This window comes from Candidatus Zixiibacteriota bacterium, assembly GCA_036480375.1.
Lineage (GTDB): Bacteria > Zixibacteria > MSB-5A5 > GN15 > JAAZOE01 > JAZGGI01.
Genome location: JAZGGI010000042.1, coordinates 1 through 20,350 on the forward strand (window position 1 = coordinate 1; position 20,350 = coordinate 20,350).

The 20,350-nt window shown below is 47.6% G+C and carries 14 protein-coding genes and 1 pseudogene; 4 read left to right on the plus strand and 11 right to left on the minus strand.

The window, feature by feature from the left end; translation table 11 throughout:
• Window positions 1-155: 155 nt before the first annotated feature.
• From V3V99_12610 to V3V99_12630, 5 genes are all read right to left on the minus strand, one after another.
• The gene (locus tag V3V99_12610) at window positions 156-2,456 is read right to left on the minus strand and encodes a molybdopterin-dependent oxidoreductase (protein MEE9443499.1); all 2,301 of its coding nucleotides are present in this window, start codon (window positions 2,454-2,456) and stop codon (window positions 156-158) included.
• A gap of 172 nt (window positions 2,457-2,628) precedes the next feature.
• Complete coding sequence (nrfD, locus tag V3V99_12615) at window positions 2,629-3,996, minus strand: NrfD/PsrC family molybdoenzyme membrane anchor subunit (protein ID MEE9443500.1); 1,368 nt, start codon at window positions 3,994-3,996, stop codon at window positions 2,629-2,631.
• On the minus strand, window positions 3,993-4,607 hold the full coding sequence (locus tag V3V99_12620) for a 4Fe-4S dicluster domain-containing protein (protein ID MEE9443501.1): 615 nt from the start codon (window positions 4,605-4,607) through the stop codon (window positions 3,993-3,995). Before V3V99_12620 ends, nrfD begins: the two co-directional genes overlap by 4 nt.
• A 410-nt stretch (window positions 4,608-5,017) precedes the next feature.
• Entirely contained in the window at window positions 5,018-5,560 is a 543-nt protein-coding gene (locus V3V99_12625; protein MEE9443502.1) for a flavin reductase family protein, read from the minus strand.
• A 129-nt stretch (window positions 5,561-5,689) separates the two neighbouring features.
• A complete protein-coding gene (locus tag V3V99_12630) occupies window positions 5,690-7,981 on the minus strand; it encodes a DUF5916 domain-containing protein (GenBank protein MEE9443503.1) in 2,292 nt (763 codons plus the stop codon).
• 823 nt (window positions 7,982-8,804) lie between these two features.
• Here V3V99_12630 and V3V99_12635 point away from each other — a divergent pair.
• A pseudogene (locus tag V3V99_12635) lies at window positions 8,805-8,960 on the plus strand (IS630 family transposase).
• Window positions 8,961-9,198: 238 nt separating this feature from the next.
• On the opposite strand, the gene V3V99_12640 reads toward V3V99_12635, so the two are convergent.
• From V3V99_12640 to V3V99_12650, 3 genes are all read right to left on the minus strand, one after another.
• Window positions 9,199-10,770 carry an ankyrin repeat domain-containing protein gene (locus V3V99_12640; GenBank protein MEE9443504.1) on the minus strand — a complete coding sequence of 524 codons (1,572 nt, stop codon included), beginning with the start codon at window positions 10,768-10,770 and terminating at the stop codon, window positions 9,199-9,201.
• Window positions 10,771-11,074: 304 nt separating this feature from the next.
• Window positions 11,075-13,693: an ABC transporter permease gene (locus V3V99_12645; GenBank protein ID MEE9443505.1), complete on the minus strand. Its 2,619-nt coding sequence runs from the start codon at window positions 13,691-13,693 to the stop codon at window positions 11,075-11,077.
• Window positions 13,690-14,022, minus strand: a complete 333-nt coding sequence (locus tag V3V99_12650) for a PadR family transcriptional regulator (GenBank protein ID MEE9443506.1) — start codon at window positions 14,020-14,022, stop codon at window positions 13,690-13,692. The genes V3V99_12645 and V3V99_12650 overlap by 4 nt, the downstream gene beginning before the upstream one ends.
• Before the next feature lie 221 nt (window positions 14,023-14,243).
• Between V3V99_12650 and V3V99_12655 the strand changes: the two genes are divergently transcribed.
• Window positions 14,244-14,705, plus strand: a complete 462-nt coding sequence (locus V3V99_12655) for an EamA family transporter (GenBank protein ID MEE9443507.1) — start codon at window positions 14,244-14,246, stop codon at window positions 14,703-14,705.
• Here V3V99_12655 and V3V99_12660 read toward each other — a convergent pair.
• Genes V3V99_12660 through V3V99_12670 form a run of 3 tightly spaced genes read right to left on the minus strand, consistent with a single transcriptional unit; the run spans window position 14,702 to window position 16,170 of the window.
• The gene (locus V3V99_12660) at window positions 14,702-14,854 is read right to left on the minus strand and encodes a hypothetical protein (protein ID MEE9443508.1); all 153 of its coding nucleotides are present in this window, start codon (window positions 14,852-14,854) and stop codon (window positions 14,702-14,704) included. The genes V3V99_12655 and V3V99_12660 overlap by 4 nt on opposite strands.
• Complete coding sequence (locus V3V99_12665; GenBank protein MEE9443509.1) at window positions 14,826-15,377, minus strand: type II toxin-antitoxin system VapC family toxin; 552 nt, start codon at window positions 15,375-15,377, stop codon at window positions 14,826-14,828. The genes V3V99_12660 and V3V99_12665 overlap by 29 nt, the downstream gene beginning before the upstream one ends.
• Window positions 15,367-16,170 carry a hypothetical protein gene (locus tag V3V99_12670; protein ID MEE9443510.1) on the minus strand — a complete coding sequence of 268 codons (804 nt, stop codon included), beginning with the start codon at window positions 16,168-16,170 and terminating at the stop codon, window positions 15,367-15,369. The genes V3V99_12665 and V3V99_12670 overlap by 11 nt, the downstream gene beginning before the upstream one ends.
• 788 nt (window positions 16,171-16,958) lie before the next feature.
• Between V3V99_12670 and V3V99_12675 the strand changes: the two genes are divergently transcribed.
• Both V3V99_12675 and V3V99_12680 read left to right on the plus strand, forming a co-directional pair.
• Window positions 16,959-19,637, plus strand: coding sequence for a molybdopterin-dependent oxidoreductase (locus V3V99_12675; protein ID MEE9443511.1), 2,679 nt, complete (start codon window positions 16,959-16,961; stop codon window positions 19,635-19,637).
• Window positions 19,638-19,643: 6 nt separating this feature from the next.
• The gene (locus tag V3V99_12680) at window positions 19,644-20,312 is read left to right on the plus strand and encodes a 4Fe-4S dicluster domain-containing protein (protein MEE9443512.1); all 669 of its coding nucleotides are present in this window, start codon (window positions 19,644-19,646) and stop codon (window positions 20,310-20,312) included.
• Window positions 20,313-20,350: the final 38 nt, after the last annotated feature.

Here is a 20,350-nt window from a genome sequence, read left to right on the forward strand (position 1 = left end):
GAAAGGGATCGAATCAAAGAACGAACGATGAAACTGAGGAAACGAAACTATAAAAAAACCATTGCCAGAGTGCAATCTATGTCTTAGTTTTTAGTACCAATTTGTCCGATTTGTCTGACGACGTACAATTTGGAGTCATATAGGTCATATTAAGGTTACACTTTCTCGATTGTTACAACGGTATCCATCCAGCACATCGAACCCGAAATCGGATCCCCTACGCAAGGGATGATATTATTGACGTGGCTGCGTCCACTCTCCCACCACTTGTTGTGGACATCAGATTCCTGCGTATGGCCAAAGTTCTTCTTTCCCGAGGCATAGTGACCCCAAGCCCAATGGCCGCAGTGGTGTGAAATGGCAACTGCCCGGGTATGTATACCCTCGATGGTTTTAGCGGTACTGATCATTTCGCCTGCGCTTGACTTCAGACGAACCTGGTCGCCATCGGAAATCCCCAGCCTTGCAGCAGTCCGTGAGTTTATCAAAGCCGGATTGTCGTGGTGCAATTCGGTCAGCCATTTGCAACCTTGAGTACGCGAATGAGTCTGAACGGGCACTTTGAAAGTGGTCAGGATCAGTTCATTGTCAGCCATCTCTACGTGTTGCGGAATAGGCATCCAGGCCGGTATGGCATCAAAACCGGCCGCACCCAGTTCTTCGGATTTGAAACTCAGCGGCGGTTGATCGTACTCGCTTGTCTCTGCCTCACCGTGCCAGATACCGTTGGCCTTCATGTACTCAAAGCCGCCCGCTTCCTTGACACCAGGTGTGTTATTGCAGGTTTCTCGAACAAGCTCTTCGGCCGAATTGAAGCCAAGCCCTATGTCCATCTGATTGGACAGATCGCACACGACATCGATAAAGTTCCTGGCCTCACCAAGAGGTGGATGCATTGGCTGGCGCAGATAATACTCAGGGGTGTTGTTGGCAGTGGTGCTTTCCAGGGTCCATCGTTCGAGGTAAGTGGCATCAGGAATAACAAGGTCGCCTAATTCTGAGGTTTCGCTCAGGACGACATCGCAGGCCACCAGGAAAGGAACCTTTTCCACGTCCTTGTATACCTTGATGTTATGGCTGCAATCACCATTTGAATAAACTGGATTATGGCAATAGACCAGGTATATCTCCGGTCGATCAAGGCCTTGATCAAGCATATGGACTATTTTATGCGACACCCCCCAATCTGTAAAGAAGTATTTACCTGGTTCTCCGCTAAATAGATTGAGGCTCCTGGGTGGTTCGGCAGGTTGCGGGAACGGGAAAGCATAGTCCCAACCAGCCCTTGGTCCTCTGGTCCCTTTGGGGCTGATGTGACCAGCCAAAGCACTCAGGAGATGTAGAGCCCTTTGGGCTTGCACGCCGTTGTGGTGCATAAAAAGACCTCTTTTGCTAGTTACCAAACCAGGTTTAATGGTCCCCAGCTCTGTGGCAATCGTTCGAATTTTCTTCGCCGGGACTCCACTAATCGATTCGGCCCACTCAGGAGTGTATGAGGCCAGATGCTGCCCCAGTTCATCCATGGAGACGTCTGTGAAATCTCGAATAAAAGCCTCATCGGCCAGACCTTCCTCAATTAGCACGTTCCCCATAGCCAGAATAACTGCCAGGTCAGTACCTGGTTTGATCGGCACCCACTCGGTTGACTTGGCAGCGGTATTTGACAGGCGTACATCGAACGTATACATTTTCATCCCTCTGGCCAGGGCATTGGAAAAATCGCGGGCGTCGGGGATGAAAGAGAAACCGGCGTCCAGAATGGCACTGCCGAAATTCACCATCAGCTTTGCTTCTTTGACCGTGGCCGATGGGCGCGCCTGTCCGGTATAGGAGTTGTCAACGCCGCCGGCGTTGACACAGATCGAATTGTGATCGCCTACCGAGCCGGTGCCGTAAGCCGGAAGGAAATAGAGGTTGTTAACGACCCAATCAGATCCCGTCATACGACCGTAATGGAAAAGAAACTTCTCGGGTGTGCCCTCATCGCGCAGGGTCTGCATTCCTTTAACCTGGTGCCCCGCGATCTCGCCGCCGTTAACTAACAGGTCCATCGCATCATCCCAGGTGATGCGCTGCCACTTGCCTTCGCCACGCGCACCGGCTCGTTTCATCGGGTAGAGTAGTCGATCGGGATTATAAACCTGGTTGATACCGGCCTGCCCTCGCGCACATATCTTGCCCCCGGACTTGATCATCGCGGGATTGCCTTCAATCTTGACCAACCGACCATTCTCGACATAGCCGATGATAGCATCTACATTCAAGCATTGCCAGCAGGCCGACGGAATGGCTTTTCTTTCCTGTTTGGTTACCAGCGAGAAGTCCTTCCCGTCCGGGTTTAGATTGAGTTTGCCACTGATAGGAGAATCAGCGGAACCGCCTTCAACCCCCAGAATAGTGCCTGCGGCCCCGAGGGTGGCATACTTGAGAAATGTACGTCGATCTTTGTTACTCATGAGCGTCACCTTTATTTGAGGGGTTATCCGAATAGTGTACCTGCTCTCTCTCATTGGCCTGGGCTACGGGGCGATCGGATATCAAGCAACCCGTCAGTGGAATAGCCAACAAGAAAATGATTCCGATCAACCATTTGATCGGTGCATAGTCGTAGTCCCGGGTTACCAGACCTCAGATGATCATCAAGAACCCGGCTACGAGCGATATAACCATAACCGTCTTTCGGGCGGATGAGTGGTCGACCGTTTTCTGATAAGCAACCGTGTCAGAACCAACCGGTAGTTCAATTGTGGGAAACAACTTTATCAGAAAGAGGAACACCAGAGCCGCCGCTACATAGGAACCCAGAGTTACGACCCATTCCGTATGAGTTGGTATATACTCCGTAAGCGGTCGAGCGGTTTGGAGATACGGCTGGTACTGAGGCGGAACCACGAGGAAATATCGTTTCAACCACAGGGCAACGTTAATAAGAACCGCTGCCGTGGCAGTCAGGCCTATGTTAACATAGCCCCTCTTCACCGATTGGACAAACAGATACCCAAACGGCATGATCAAACCCACGATAGTGGTCATCCAGAAAACACCCGAGAACCTCCCGCTGAGGAGAGAATCCGATATGGCGCCATCCGCTACCGTTGGCAGATACTGCGCTGTCAGATGTTCGCTCAACATAAAATAGAGATAGAGAAAAACCATGAAGGTCAGGAAAATGCCAAAAACGCGAAACAGGCGATCGGTCAGCAGGTGTTGCCAGGAATAGACCCGTCGCAAGAGAGCGGCGACTGCGAGAATTGTAGAAAAGCCGGAGACAATGGCCCCCAGCACAAAGTAGGGCGCCTGAAGTGGATTGTACCATCCGGCCTTGGCTGAGATCATGCCGAAGAGCAGACCATAAACTGAGTGGACGGATATCATTATCGGAATCAGTGCGAGCGCCAGCCAGAAGAGAACGCGCTTATGACGAGCTCGCTCTCCCTCAGTATCCTGATAGCCGAACGCCAGAAACTGATATAGGCCCCTGGATTTGGTTGCCAGCCTGGTCATCGTCCAGAGGTCCCGCCGCATGGACAGATACAGATAAACGGAACTGGTAAGGAAGTACAGGACAAAGACCGTCATCGACCAGACCATCGGGGAGTGCCACTTACCATACAGAAATACATTCAGAATGAAACGGTCCGGGCGTCCGACATGGAGGAGCAGGTTGATTACGGCGGTCGCAAGGGCGATGAGAGTGATGAACTCTGCTATCCTTGCTATGGAGCGATATTGATCGAGACGCAGAATCCGCACCACCGCTGAGATGGCAATGCCGACATGACTTATGCCAATTATGTGTACGGTATTGGCAACCAGTATGCCCCAAGTCGCGCCGAAAGTATCAATACCCAAAGTTGTAAGCCCCACCGCCAGAATACGGTAACAATGATAAAGCCAATAGGCGCTGCCCGCGATAAGCAGGATACTCACAACTGTACCGCCCATCCCCCTTTTGACGGTCGGTCTTATGTAGGACTGAGCAGAAAGCGCTTTCATATTGTCACCTTCCTTGTTCCGTGGCTAACAGCAAACAACATCGGGTGCCCACCTTTATAGAAAACAGATGGTCCGGTTCCAAACTCGGGCAGGAGCGGCACAAGGCGTTCACTATTATGTATCCGATACACTTCGCTTTCCGGGTCATTTAGGTCGCCAAAGGTCCGCGCATATGCAATGCAGGTATTCACACAAGCAGGCACGACACCGTTATCCACCCGGTGAGCACAAAAATCACACTTGTCTACCGTGCCGAAAGTGCGGGCAGGGAACAGCCGGGCCTCTTCAGAATCTCTCCTGGGATTGAAGTAACGAACACCATAGGGGCAGGCAACCATACAGTATCGACAGCCAATACATTTGGATTTGTCTATGACGATCAGGCCGTCCGCTCTTTTATACGTGGCTCCCACCGGACAGACCTTCTGACAGGCCGGTTTCTCACAATGGTTACAGAGCCGGGGAAGAAAAGCACGAGTAACCATCGGGTATTGACCTCTTTCTTTCTCTGAGACCCATGATCGAAAACCACCCAGCCGCACGCCATTCTCGGACTTGCAGGAAACGGCACAGGCTTTGCAGCCAAGGCACCTATCCAGATCGATAACCATGGCAAGTTGTCGCTCTTCCGGTACTATCTGGCACCTTGTCTGCACCGGCTGCCAACCTGGCACCAGGAATCGAAGTCGCCAGGCCAGCCAGGGCCGCACTGCCTTTTTTCACAAACTTTCTTCGCGAATACATGTTCTGGTTCTGTTCCGTAGCTGTTCTGGACTTAGGCATACCTTTTTTTCCTCCTTATTCTTTGGGTGAATAGAGAACCATCACCGCGGCGGTTTCCTGACATAGTTAAACGAATTCATGCAATGTTCTTATATTGTGAGGTACCTCTTCACGCTCAACCGCCATGAACCAGAGAACCTCAAAATACCTCTAAGCATGTGTAGTGAGGCGGAGCAAAAGTCTGTAAAGAGGCGGTCAAATAGTGTACCACCCGAGTTCGATGTATTTCTTTTGCCGTTTATTCCTCTGCTTCACCATCCTCCAGCCTTTCACCCAGACTGTAATAGTTGAAGTCACCTCCAGTGGCCCAGAGAATTGGATGAATCTTTCTGAAATCAAGTTTGTCTTCCTCAAGATACTGCGAATCGGCATATGACTTTATGATACGTCCAATTATTCCCTCATTATCGCCATAATCCAGGACGTCCGCCAATTCACATTCAATATTAATAGGACATTGTTGTATCATTGGCGCTGTTTTCAACTCGCCAAAAAACGTATTAAATAATTTTCCTTTATCAACATCCCGACCGGATTTACTACCGCAGATATTTGTTTCTGCCAGGAGCGATTCCGAGGGAATATTTACACTAAACGTTTTTTTCTCATGAATTCCGATTCGAGTGTATCGCTTCTTGTACAGGCTAAGAAAAATATATTTCCCGAAATCAAATGGGCAGACGTATCCGACAACCATATAATTGGGTCGGTCGTTGACCATCGCTCCAAGCAGAACGATGGGCAACGGGCTTAACAAATTGCCATCAACAGGTTGTTTCATTCTTTTCTCCTCTCAAGCATAGATGGTATTTCAGCGCTGACGCCACCTCACTAAATTACCACACTTTGGTTTTTTCGTTATTCCGAAATTTATTATAGTCAAGCATAGGATAACGATTCCAAATTCAATTTACAACCGGAAGAGGTATTGCAACTTCATAAAGAACTGTCTGGATGCCAGTCGCGTGGAATACGAGCTACTTTCGTTGAATCCTACAGTTGCCAACCTCTGGTAGTTGCTTGTCATTCCGGCATAAAGGACCGAAAATGGATTCAGGCGATAGGTCAAGAGCGGATCTATTCGCCATGTTTCATAAAAATCGTCGTATTCGGCTACCAGGCGAACTGCGAGTGGTTTTGATACCTGGTAATTGAGACGAGTACGCCAAATGAATCCATCATACAGCTCCGCGCCCCCTTCAACCTCTGTAGCGCTCTCGTAATCTAACCATTGTTGCACCAATAGACGATCGTGTGGTTTGATATCAAGAGTGAAATAGAGGCGAAGAATCTTGCCCAGGGTGTTGTACCGTCTGGCGATTTTGTGGCCGTATTCTATCCCGCCATAGAACTGCACCGGATCTCCAAGAGATAACGTTGCGTCCTGATATATATACCAGGTCTTGTCGTATTGTCTGCCGCCGAAGTTCTCCGACTTTCCCACATATTGTGAATAGAACTGTGCCTGTGCCTTCCTAAGTCGGGTCCATAAGCAAAGTTCGTAGGTTGTATATTTATTCTTACCGTCCCAGTTCCAATCGGCTCTCGCTCTGATATGGGGATTAATCGTCTCAAACAGCCCGGTTTTGGGGCGAATAACGTGGCCCATCACGGTCCCGATATTGCGGCTGTGGTTCCTTGAATTAAGAGCGATGTACTGATGGAAGGTCGGGTCTGTTTCCTGATAAGTAAGCGAGGCATTCCAATCGCTCGTCCACCATCTAATTGACGCGTAGTTTTGGCGGCCCCAAAACGATTCACCGTCAAAGGCCCTGGTGTGATTTTTGTCCCAAAGCGAATCGGGATTCGGGATGGCCTCCGTCAGTTCAGCATCGTCTGGTTCCGATACATGGCTCACCGATATCTGATATAGAGCACGCAGGCTTGGAGCAATACGAAACTGGCCGTCACTTGTTATCGTGGAATTTGACCAATCGCAGTTGAATCTCTGGTCGGTGATAACCAGGCCAACCTGGGAACCACCAGCCACCGTCTGTCTGAGTCGAAGAATGTTCGATGTACTGCGTCCGGATTGTACAAAGAAACTCCGCTCCTCAGATGGCAAATAAACCGGTGATTGCCGATCCTGAGCTACAAGATAGCCAAGACTTGTACGACCTGAACGCACCGTTGCTTTACCGGCAAATTCAGGATCATTGATGGCGCGCGTGTACAGAGTTCTGATAGGCGTACGGAAAATATCGTTACCCTCCTGAAAAAACGGACGTCGCTCAGGATATAAGAGAGCAAATGTAGTATTGACGTCTATTTGTCCGGCATCTGCTTCGATTTGACTAAAATCCGGATTGAGCGTCATCTCTACAGTTACATTGGAGGATATCCCGTATTTTGCCCACAATGACATATCCTCTTTAGGATCATCATTGACAAACTCGCCCGGAGACGAATCGTCTGCACTATTGACCAGGGCTCCGGATTGGTACCCAACTACAGCCGGTGTGATCTCAATACCTCGCCCCGGTCTAACCCCCGCTATTCCGTTAATGGTACCCCATTGGCACGGCCAGCAGTTCTCATCACGGTCATAGGCAGCCCAGGAATATTCTGATTGCACTTCTCTTGGGTGATTTCGCCAGAAATCGGCTTTCCAGGCCCGGTCTCCCTCGCGGGAGAAGCGAAGAGATGTAAACGGTATGGCCATTTCGACCTGGTAGCCAGAGTCGGTTATAATACCGGCCGATTCCCATATTAGATCATATCCGATTTCTTCGCCACCACTGCTCGCCCACATTGCATCATTCTGAATGCCATAGGGATTTGCATAAAAAATGTAAGCCCAAGCCGCATCGCCATAAGTGTCCAAACAAAACCTGACATAATCATCATTCGGTATCTTGTCTCGTTCGCAGATAGATGCCCGTATGGTGCTTGGGTCATCATGGCAAATAAAAGCAATATATAGGTTGTTTTCGTCATAGGTAATGTAAGCCTCTGTTTTCACCGCGGGCTTGGTTTGATCACCGGGATAGTGTTCGGCGAAGTTGTCCGCCCTGGCAGTTCCGGCCCATCCGGCATCGTCTAAACGTCCATCTATTTTGATATGATTTACTGTCTTTGATAGAGTCAGTTCCGGATTGTACGTTGGAGTGAATCCGGCTTCCTGCGCCCCGACCGATACCGCTAATCCTATCAGGCTGAAACACATTATTACCCAAAGAACTCCAATTCTCTTTATATCCATATTTAATCTCCATTAGTTTTATCGATTACCCGCATTCATATGATAATGTGCCGTGCTCTAATCGGCCTCTCGTCATATAAGCATGTCGAGTCGTTTGTCTTTACCGTAGCAGGATTTTCCAGCAGAAATATAGACTGTCGCCGCCTACAAACCTGAGAATGGGTCTGATATCCTGGTCTGCAATGACGCTCAGATTAGCTGGATTTTCCGGTTCTCCGCTATAGATCTACTTTTCAGCCCGGACGCGCTTGTCGAGCCTGCAACTCCGTGCCACAGCACAAGCACGAACCGGTTATATTACCTCCTTATCTCCTCATCGGGGCGGATGTTTTCGTTTTAGGCTGAAACGAGCATCCGGTGACCGATATTGTTCACCGGTGCCTGCCCACCACGATTATCACTGATACCGTGCGGAAACCAGGGGCAACAAGACGAGGAGAATCACGATCTGGCATGTTGCTCGAGATTTCCGGAAACGAACTTACCGGGCAGTTTAGGGTCTTACCCGGGACACACTACTGCATCCATCACTGCAATGGGCTGTACGAGGAATCGTAAAGCGCTTCACGGCATCCTCCATGCTAAGGGTTAGTACCCGGAGCCAATCATAGCATTGGCTCAAAACAAATAATCCTCGTATGTATATATGCACATAACCGCATATTTGTTTCAACAAAAAACACTCATTTTCTGCTTTTTTTTCCTTCGATTTCTGGGGTTTACGTGTCAGCAATCACAGAATTCGCTGCAAGAGACACCGACTTTTTCCTTGTTCAGACCATAGATAACATTCTGGCCATCTCTTTGTACGTCGTCAGACAATTTGAACAGGGGAATCGACCACATATCAGAGGTCAAAAAAGAGGTTGCCGCATGGCAAAATCACAGGAATAATCGGAAAGCAGTAATTAACTGGCAGTTCACTACAAAAAAAGCACGAATAAAATTGCGACGGCTTTACCCGACATTAGATACTTGACATGACACTAGTACTAATCTGCAATAATAACAATAAGTTACAGGCAACACAGTGTTTGGTGTTTTCCCTTTTTGTCTGTTGTTATGACCGATTTTATTAGAAAAGTGTTAGAAAGGGCAACAACACACAATAGACCAAGATTTCCCATATAGGGGTTCAAGAACAAAGTTTGTCCATTTCAGTCACTTTGAATACAAGATTGATTTGCCCTTTATTGTATTGTGAGTAAAATCTTCTTCTATCTCAAGTCGTCAATCACTTTGGCATCCACCCAATAAATATTCCCTTCCCGAGAAAAAAAGATGTACTTTCCATCGGGTGATACGCTGGCAGCCATCTCTGGATCCCGAGATCCCCAGACTTTACTCAGATTCTTGGGCGTTGTCCAAGTAGTATCTTCTTCTCGGAAACTGATAAAGAGCCTGGCGCCTTCTTGCGGTCCATAGGGCATGGCATCGAATATCAGATAGCTCTCGTCGGGTGCGATGAAAGGGTGTGCCGCGTTATAATCGTCGTTGATTTTGTTGGATAGTTTTTGAAGCTTTTTATATTTGCCATCGTCCAGCCTTGATAAATAGATACCATCCCTTCCTGTAAAATAGATCGTGCCATCGTTGGCTGTTGAGACATACATGACATGGTTTTCTACAAATGGAGTCCTCAGAGGTTTTGGTTCTGCCCATCCCATTTCGGACTTGTTTAAAACCCATTGATGCATTCCTGTTGATTCCCCGTTTTCCTCGAGAGGCCTTCTTGTCCCGAAATAGAGTTTTTCTCCATCCGGTGAGATATGCGGTTCAAAATCAAAGGTTTTTCCAGAGAACCACGCTACCTCCGGTTCGGTCCATCGATTGTTGATTCGTCTTGTGACCATGATGGTATTCATTCTCAGGTTTTTAATCCCGCCGTTCGCTGTATAGTAGAACTCTTCGCCATCTGGAGAAAAAGTTCCTGCAAAATCTCCTCCATCTGTTGAGATGATCCCCGGTGTGAATATTTCAGGTATTTTGCCTGGCGGCTTCTGTCCCAGATACTCGCCTTCCAGAACCGGAAATCCCCATGGTCTATTATCAGCTTCTTTTTCTATGAGCAGATCAGCGACCTCCTGATGATTGCCTAGGGTTGCGAGGTGCAGGGGTGTTCTCATATCCAAGCTCTTTTTATTTATGTCCGATCCTTTATCAAGCAACAGTTCTATCACGGCCTTATAACCACCCGAAACGGCAAAGTGGAGCGGAGTCCGGCCGAAAGCATTCGAAGTATTCACATCCATCCCTTTTTCAACCAGATATTGAGTGAGGGCTAAGTGTCCTCCAGAGGCTGCACTGTGAAGGAGTGTCATTCCATTCATACCCTTACTATTGATATCAATACCATTTCGTAATAACAATTCAATAATCTCTAGGTGTCCTCCGAATGCAGCATAAAAAGCAGGCGTATGTCTACTCCTGCCCTTGGCATGAATATCCGCCCCTTTTTTGATTAATAACTCGATCACTTTTTGTTGACCATTTTGTGCGGCTACATGAAGGGGAGTTATGCCAAAATAGGACTTCGTATCTACATCCGCCCCTTTTTCGATCATATACTCGATGACCTCTGTATGACCCTCTGACGCCGCAAAGTGGAGTGGTGTGTTGCCCGGTGTTCTTTTCATATCCCTGGCAGTGACCAATTTAGGATCTTTTTTCAATAGCATCTTGATGGTTGACATATCACCTTTTTCAGCTGCTTTGAATATGTCCTGGGTCTGCACGGCCAATGAAGAGGAGACTAAAAAGCAGAGAATAAAGGCCCTTTTTATATTCATCTTTGTGCTCCTTGTACGCCTTCAGACTACATGGCAATACAAAAAAGTGTCTCTTAAATTACGACTTGAAATGTCCAAAATGTTCTGACGACACACATTTTCTTTCCCAGAAGATTTTTATCCTAAATTGATTAAATCTCAGTTGGCACATGGTTCTGGGCCGCCTTTGAAGACATGGTTTATCAAATAAACGGCGTCGCCGACGTTATAATCACAATCACAATTGGCATCGCCATAGGCATCCCCGGGTATATTCATCAATGATAGCCAATATACGTACCGGCCGCCCATCATTCGTTTCGACCTATTCGCATTTAAGACTATCCACTGGATTAGCCGAGGCCGCTCTAATCGCCTGGTAAACAACTGTCCCCAGCGCAGCAGTTAAAGCCAATAAAGTAGCAAAAGCATATATACCCAGACCGAGATCAATACGATAAGCAAAATTCTCCAACCATTTACGCATGATAAAATACGCAACCGGCCAGGCAACAATATTGGAAATTACAGCAAGGCCTAAAAACTGTCGGGTTAACAAGGCCACCACACCCGAAGTTGATGCGCCGAGTACTTTGCGAATTCCAATCTCTTTGGTTCTCTGCTCGGCGGCATAAGATGCCATTCCAAGCAGTCCCAGGCAACCGATAAATATTGCCAACAGACAGAAATAAAGCACGATTTTACTCAGCATTACTTCTTTTCGATATTGCCGGTCAAAATCCTCGTCGAGGAAGAAATAGTCATAAGGAATTCCCGGAGCGAACTGTTTCCAGATTTGCTCGATTGCCTCAATTGATTGAGTGACCGATATCCCGGCCAATTTGAGAGAGACATCTCTCAAAGGTTCCCGCTCATATTGAATTACCAAAGGCTCAATTGGATTTTGGAGTGAATACTGATGAAAATCCTTAACGACACCAATCACTCGTTTTACTGAATTCGGTTCCGTGTCATCTGCCGGTGAGGTACGGATGATTTTGCCCAGGGGCTCATCCCAGCCTATCAATCGAACCGCCGCTTCGTTGATAATGATTGCCTCGGAGACGTCAGTGGTGATCTCTGGCGAAAAATTTCTACCCTCAGCCAGAGTTATACCAAGGACTTCCAAAAATTCATGATCAGTGCCTATGTAATTCATCGTCTGGGATTCATCATCCATTTGACCTTCGGGGAAATAGATTGATTTTGAAATTCCGCGCCCGGGGATTCTGGTCGACGCAGTGACTCCCGCGACTCCCGGGGCTCTCTCCAGTTCACTCAGGAGAACGTCAAAATTATTACTGACTGCGGAATTTACGTTCGGCAAAACCAGAACCTGCGCGCCGTCAAATCCCAGTTCCTGGTTTTTCATAAAATCAATCTGACTAAAAATGGTGAGCGTTCCGATGATTAGAATAATAGAAATGGAAAACTGAAAGACGACTAAGGCGCTACGAATCCCTGAACCTGATTTACTGGAGACCGGTACTTTTTTGAGAGTCTGCGATGGATTAAAAGCCGAAAGATAAAAGGCAGGATAACATCCGGCCAACAAGCCGATCAATACGGCCCCGCCGAGTAATCCAAGCATCAACTCGAGATTGGTGAAATATTCGAGACTTATGTCACATCCCGCGAGATTATTGAACGCCGGTAGAGCCAATTCAAATAATATTAATGCCAGAGCGAAGGCTAACAGGCAGTATAATACAGCTTCACCGAGAAACTGCCCAATGAGTTTTCTACGATCAGCCCCAAATGTTTTCCTAAGGCCAACTTCACGAGCGCGAGAAGCGGAACGAGCGGTTGTCAGATTCACAAAATTGATACAGGCGATCAAAAGAACAAATAAGGCAACCGCCGTAAAGCTGTAAACATACGTCATATTACCAACAATTCCGTAATCTTGGCCAAAGTCGGAATGCAAGTAAATATCCTTTAACGGCTGGAAGTAGATTTTCATACTGCCCCCCATTGCAAGCAGATCTCCAAAATGCCTGTTTGCGAAGTCGTCCATTTTCTGCTCAACAGCGTGGTAATCAACACCCTCCTCAAAAATTAAATAGGTAGTTGTATTAAAATCGAACCAATCATTCAAATAATCCGAGCCGGTTGATACCAGGGTCTGGTGAGACCGAACGATATCGAACGTGATATGGGAATTGGAAGGAATGTCTCTAAATACCCCGGTCACAGTGTAATCATCTCTTCCGTTGAATCGTATAATCTGGCCGATTGGATCTGCATCTCCAAAATACTTCCGGGCCGTTGACTCAGATAAAACGGTTGTAAAAGGTTCTTCGAGAGCCGTCATCGGGTCTCCCCGTATCATTGAGAAATCAAAAACCTGGAATAGAGAATTTTCGGCAAAAGTAACATCATCCTCAAAATACTCACTCTCTCCGACGGTGACGGCGATTCGGGAATCTCCCGAAAATCTGACCGTAGCCGCAATTTCAGGGAATTCTTCCACCATGGCGGGACCCATGGGAGCGCTGCTGACAGGCACCCTTATCGGCGTACCAAAGTGTACATCAAGATATGGTCTGTAAATGCGATCGGCATTCTGATGAAAACTGTCAAAACTCAACTCATGCTGTACCCAGAGCATGATTAGAAGACTGCAAGCCATTCCTACCGCAAGGCCGGCAATGGTGATAGTGAAATATCCAAATTGTTTCTTTATGTTGCGCCCGGTAATCTTTAAGTAATTTTTAAACATTACGATACTCCAGTAAATAGTGTTCCTCATGAACCCCGGTAAAGACCTTAGAATTTCCCACCAGAACCACATCCATGCCACAATCGGAGACTTATGCCGAAGGATAGAAGCGTAAATTTGGCTCAAATCGCCCGCCGCATAATAAAAATCATCAGGCCTGGCAATCGCTTTGAGCAACCAGATGGCAAATTGGGGCAGTTTATCAGGTTGATCTTTGTTCATGATTCATGAGACCGCACTTTGGCCCCGGTTAACATCGCATTTATTGTGTTATTAAGCTCCCTCACTTCTGCAAGAGCCTCTATTCCTTCCTGGCTGACCGTATATATTCTGCGGCTTCTGCCGCTTCTTCCCGGCAAAGGAGGCGCGACCGCCGCTTTCACCATTCCCTTTTCCAATAAACGATCCAAAACGTCATAGATCGCTCCGATCGACCAGTATTTTCTCGTAATCCGAGCCAATTGCTCCCTGATTGTGACTCCATATGCGTCATCTTCCAGCTTCTTGATCGAGAGCAAAACCAGTTCTTCTTTTCTTGAAAGCCATTTCATACGCTTTTTACTCCAATTATTCTGTAAACTAGAACAACATACTTTAATTACGGTCGGAAAAGCCTGAGGGTTTCATTTTTTTTCATGGCGGGTGAAATCTCAAGATGCTATATTGGCCAATTCTAAAAGACGATTATGGGTATGACCGATGATCGAGCCAAAAAGAACGATATATATTCGGTTCGGTCGATCTCAGCATCGCGGAGTTGCTTTTATATAACATGCGCCATGTCCAGCACGGTGCCGGCCAGCTGGTTGCAGCCACAATATCATGGGCTATTGGCTCAACATATTCCCGGTATGCGGATCAACCATCATCAAAGTTATTGGGCGTTGGTATGCAAATGATAACCGGAGGAACAGGACTTTTAATAATATCATTTATATCCGGTGAAATACTTGATTTAAATTTCAGCGCTATCACTCTCAGGTCCTGGTTTTCACTGGGCTATCTGATTTCGTTCGGATCGATCGCTTTTGCCGCCTATGTATGGTTACTATCCGCATCGACCCCGGCCAAAGCGTCAACCTATGCTTTTGTGAATCCTATAATAGCGTTAATTCTGGGCGCAATGCTGGCAGAAGAAACTCTTATTTCATGGACGCCAGGCTGTTCGATTTTAGTGATTGTTGCGGTCGTCATAATTAAGACACCCACACAACCCAAAATAAAACGCGCCTAATCACGATTCTTGTTGGCCTTCTTCTTTTTCTTCTTGGGTTTAGGTTTAGTGGTTTTGGGTGGGACATTCACCAATCGACGCATGATGTCGTCGAAGCCGATATCAGACTGGTCGCCGTTTTCAATCTTCGTCGTCTGTTTCCTTGGCATTTTCTTCTTTACCAGTAAATAAGTCAGGCACACCCAGTGGTTTTTTGACCTTCAGGTCGTACCCAGCAACATTACCGTCGAGAGGTAACAAAGCTCGACTTTTGCCGGGTTTGTCTTTTCCGTCAAACGTGTAAAACGTTTCCACCTCATAATGAATAGCCGTTGCTAAATGAATCGCATCTGGAACAGATAGCGTTGGGAGATTTTCTTGATCCTTTATGTTCTGATAAAAGTCGCGCAAGTCATGGGTTAACGTATACATATTGTGATCAGTGCTCGCCACCACAACATTTCGCCTTTGCAAGACATTATCAAAATCTCTTTGGGCCTTAACTGACAACGTGCATCGCAAAACCTCTGCTCGCGTAACGGCACTTGTGATCATTCGTACCTTGTTGTCGTCGATGAGCCGCATGATTTCACTTATGCCCTTCGTCTCTTCGGGATTCTTTCTTTGTTCGTTCTTTAACCAAGCAATGAAAATACACGAATCGAGGTACACAAGAGGTACTTTAATCGGCATCGCGAAGCCTCCTAATAAAGTCCTCAGAACTAAGGTCGCCGGTAGCATCTGGCGCAACTCCCCGCAGGTCTGCAAAGGACGGTAGTTTATTATCAGGCGGATGTATCTCTATTCTGTTTACCTCTGCACAATGTGGAAACTTCGCTCTCGGGCGATACCCCAGGCGTCCATAAATAGTTATGTGTCTGTCAAGAGATTTGACGGCATCACCCTTTACGTCATCGGAGAATTTACACTTGATGCTAACCGGACCTGCAACGGGATAGACCCTAAATTCATTCTTGCCGCCGTGAATGTTGATCTGTTCCAACATACCGGTGATACTGCCCTCAGCAAAATAATCCCCACCTAACACATCACCAATAAACTCATCCAAGTGACGACTAATATTTACGCGTTCGTTGTCGAACGCTACGTCAATGCTAGCAACCTCTTTATTGATACTGGACCCAAGTTTTCTGAAATCGTTTACAAGGGAATCGTCGAAATCTTCTGGGATTTCGCCTCTTTGGATATCGCCGATACCCTTGATAAACTTCACGCCCACAGCCTTAGTATAGTCGATAGAGGGTTCTTCCGGTATAGCTGCCACCTCAACGGTAGCGGGGCTGGAATACTCAAGATTGGTGATCTGGAAAAACATCGTGGGCTGCCGTTTTCGGCTAACGAGCTTATCCATCCGTACTAATATCTTGTAAATGTGGGACAGTTCTTCTGCAAAATCATCCAAGCGCAGGCGATCTCCGTCGTTTTTACGACTTCGGATTGTGAATTTCAATTTGTTTTCGGACATTGGTACCACCTTGCCATTTCTGTTGGTGTCAGAGCTAAATACTATTCCGATGAGTCCCGATACAATAGCCTTTTGCCCTCTATCCCAACCAATGCAACGTTGGTGCGGTCAATATCGGACATCTGCCTATTGTTGTACCTAAAATCAAACTCACCTATTATAACGCTTTAAATGGTTTGCACCGACATGTTGATAAATCCCAGTCAATCCGCGTTTCAAGATAATAAAGTAATTCTCAACTGTGTTTGTATGAATCCTACCGCACACGTATTCTCCTGCGCTACGGTTAACAACTTCGTGATTTTCAAATTCTTTGTCAATACCGGAATAGGCCCTAAAATCGTCGGTGAATATTTCCGTATCCTTTCTGATCTGTTCTTTCATTATCGGCTTCAAAGTCTTTGCCGCCACAGTAGGTACGTGATAAGACCTAACTTCACCACCGCGCTCGACAAGAGAAAATACCTTTTCCTTATGACCCCAATCCCTGGCTCCGGGCCTGTGCTTTCCTTTATTCCCCCAATTGGGTTTGTTAAGTATATAATCGCCCAAAATAAAATATAGGCACATTATTTTTGTTTCCGATTAGGGTAACCAATCCGACCATTATAAATTACATGGATAAAGACGACCTTTTTCAAAAGTAGATAGAGAATAAGAGGATAATTTATGCTCTGATTTTCTATAAATAAAAAACCGTTTGACTATGGGTTTACCAGGGTGTATTTTGCGCTATTCTTGATTCCGGAATATTGCCGGATATACTGATCTGAAGGAGGAGTCGATCTATGGCCGTTTCATCACAGGCCCAGGTTAAAGAAGACGTTTGGACCCCGACTTGCTGTGGCCAGTGCTACTGCATGTGCGGTATAAAAGTCCGCCGGCAGGATGGGGTCATTACCGAATTAGCGGGGAACCCCGACGCGCCTACCGGTCGAGGACATATTTGCGTCAAAGGCCTTGCCGCGCCGCAATTATTGTACGATCCCTATCGCGTTAATTATCCCCTAAAAAGAACCAATCCAGAAAAGGGTCTTGGGGTTGATCCCAAGTTTGTGCGCATCTCATGGGAGGAAGCGTACGATATAATTGTCAAAAAACTCAAGGAATGCCAGGAGCGCGATCCGCGCGGAGCCTTTTTCCAGGCGACTACAACCCAGGCTTCCGAAATACGCTTTGGTGTAATCGGATTCATGAAGGGCTTCGGCACGCCCAATTACTGGGTTTCCGGAGGCGGTCTCCATTGCGGAAACGGCGCCCACTTCATGAACGGCATCATGCATGTATCCTGGTCGATTATTCCCGACTTCGCCAACTGCAATTACGCCCTGAACTTTGGATGTTCCAAAGGACACGGCGCCGGTCACGTCGCCGTACAGAACGCGACTCAGGTGGCCGATGCCCGCGCCCGCGGATTCAAAAACGTCGTCTTTGATCCGTTTCAGAGCTCGCAGGCGTCCAAGGCGCATGAATGGGTTCCGATTCGGGTCGGCACCGACGGCGCTCTGGCGTTAGGTTTGGTCAATTCGCTTCTCAATGAGCATGGTATTTATGACGCCGAATATCTAATGTATAAGACCAACAGTCCATACCTGATTCGTCCATCCGACGGAAGATATATGCGCGACCCGGATACCAACAAACCGCTCGTCTGGGACGTGGCTGATAATTGCCCCAAGGTTCATAACGATCCGTCCGTTACGAGAGTAGAATACGAAGACGTGGCTCACGAAGTCGCCCTGACCGGTACTTACAACGTCAACGGCTCCAATTGCCGTCCGGCGTTCGAATTATTGAAAGAACACGTCAAGAAATACACTCCGGAATATGTTGAAAAAATTACCTACGTCCCGGCCGCGACAATTAGCCGCATCGCCAAGGAATTCGGTGAAGCGGCCGAAATCGGTTCGACGGTTACGATTCAGACGAGCAAAGGTCCCAGGAAGATTCCAAGACGTCCTGTCGCGACTCACTTCTTCCGCGGCAGTCAGGGACATACCAATTCCGGATGGACCTGTCTGTCGATTGATATGGTCAATCACATAGTCGGCGCCGCCGATACCTACGGAAGTGCTTTGGGTTTGGGCGCTTCTGTCGGCAGCGGCTATGAAGGCACCGGCAAACCGTATCAGATTCCTTATCCGTGTCCCGATGGTCTGCTCGTCGCCGGAGCCTGGGTGTATGATCACAAACCGTATCCGTTACGCAAACCCGGCCCGCCGACTCGTCTTGATTTGCATGATATGTTCCCGACCTCAATCTACAACGCCTTTACCATCACCAGCCCGAGATGGTTCGATATGCTCGAAAGATTCGATATCCCATACAAGCCGGATGTCATGCTCAATTTCGGTTCCAACTCGGTGATGACGATGGGCAACTCCGAGGCGGTCACGGAGAACTTCCTCAAGAAATTTAATTTTATCTTCTCCTTCCAGCTTTATGTGACCGAGTTTGAAGAAGCGGTCGCCGATATCGTTCTTCCTGATACCTGTTTCCTCGAAAGATATACTCCGGCTGTCAGTTTCCCCTCCACTTTCTCGCATCCGCAAGGCGAGGATGACTGGGGCTGGACGATACGTCAGCCAGTAATCAAGCCGCTATATGAAAGACGCGACTTCAATGAAGTCATGCTCGAAATCTGCAAACGTCTCGGCATTCATGGTAAGTTCTACAAAGGTCTAAACGATTCCATTGGCGTTCGCTACGGCGGCGAGATGGATGAGAAAAATAAATTGGTTGAAGACGGAAGCGTATTCCATTCCTGGGAGGATATCACCGATCGCCTCCTGAGGGATAGATTTGGCGATGAACATGGCCTTGAGCATGTTCGCAAAAAAGGCGTCTTTACCTGGCCCAAGAAGAAAGAAGATGTTTATTGGAAATGGTTTAATCCTTCCCGAGTGCCTGTCTATTTCGAGTATTTCATCGACTCCGGCGAACAAATCGACACCCTCTGGAATAAATACGGCGGAAAAGACTTCTTCGATTTTGACTGGTCCCGTTTCAAAGCGCTGGCCGATTGGTATCCCTGTCCGACGCATACCGAAAAGAATCCCGAGTATGATATGCACACCTTCTACTGGCGCGCGGTCATGCACTGCAACTCGATGACGCAGCAAAATCCTTATCTTGACGAATGCTCGCAGGAGGATCCCAACGTTTATGCCGTGCAAATGCACGTCGATACGGCCCAGAAGAAAGGCATTACCGACGGCGACAAAGTCTGGCTTGAAAATCCAGAGGGTCATAAAGTTCGCGGTTGGGTTTCCCTGACCGAAGGTATTGAACCGCATCATCTAGCAATTGCCGCCGTGGCCGGTCACTGGGGTAAATACATGCCTATCGCCAGGGGCAAGGGAACTTTTTTCAACGACCTGGTTGAGATGGATTTGGGTCATACCGATCCGTTGACATTCAATCAGGATATTTGTGCCCGAGTAAAAATCTATAAGGCGGAGGATTAGTTGACCATGAATCAGGAGGTTGCAGAACAGAAAAGATCAAAGGCAGGCGTTACTCAATATGGCATGGTCATCGATCTTAAGAGATGCTATGGTTGCTATGCCTGCAGTATGGCCTGTAAGACATCGAATCATACTCCGCCGGGAGTTTTCTGGGCTCGAGTCCTGATGAGTGAAGTCGGCAAATATCCCAACGCCGTTCGTCAAGCCCTGCCGGTTCTCTGCATGCAGTGCGAAGAACCGTCATGTATGGAAGTATGTCCGACCGGAGCTACCCAGCAACTCGATAACGGCATCGTCATCGTCGAAAAAGATAAATGCATGGGCTGTAAATATTGTATCATGGGCTGCCCCTACGGCGCCCGATACAGCGTGGAAAAATGGGAAAGCTATTTTCCGGATGGCCTTCCGCTTTCTCCGCTGGAGGAGTTCCAGAAGAAAGCATGGGAAGAGAAATCGGGCGTCGGCGTAGCGACCAAATGTGACTTCTGCCGGGACAAACTCGCCGAGGGCAAAGAACCGACCTGCGTTCAGGCCTGTCCGGCTAAGGCCCGAATATTCGGCGATCTGAACGACCCCGATAGCGAGATTTCGATCCTGATTAAAAAGGAAAGAGGCCAGGCGCTCAATCCCGAATTTGGGAATAAGCCCAAAGTCTATTACCTCTTCCCGAGATAATCTCGCGGGATATTAAACGAAACGGAGACTAACGACAA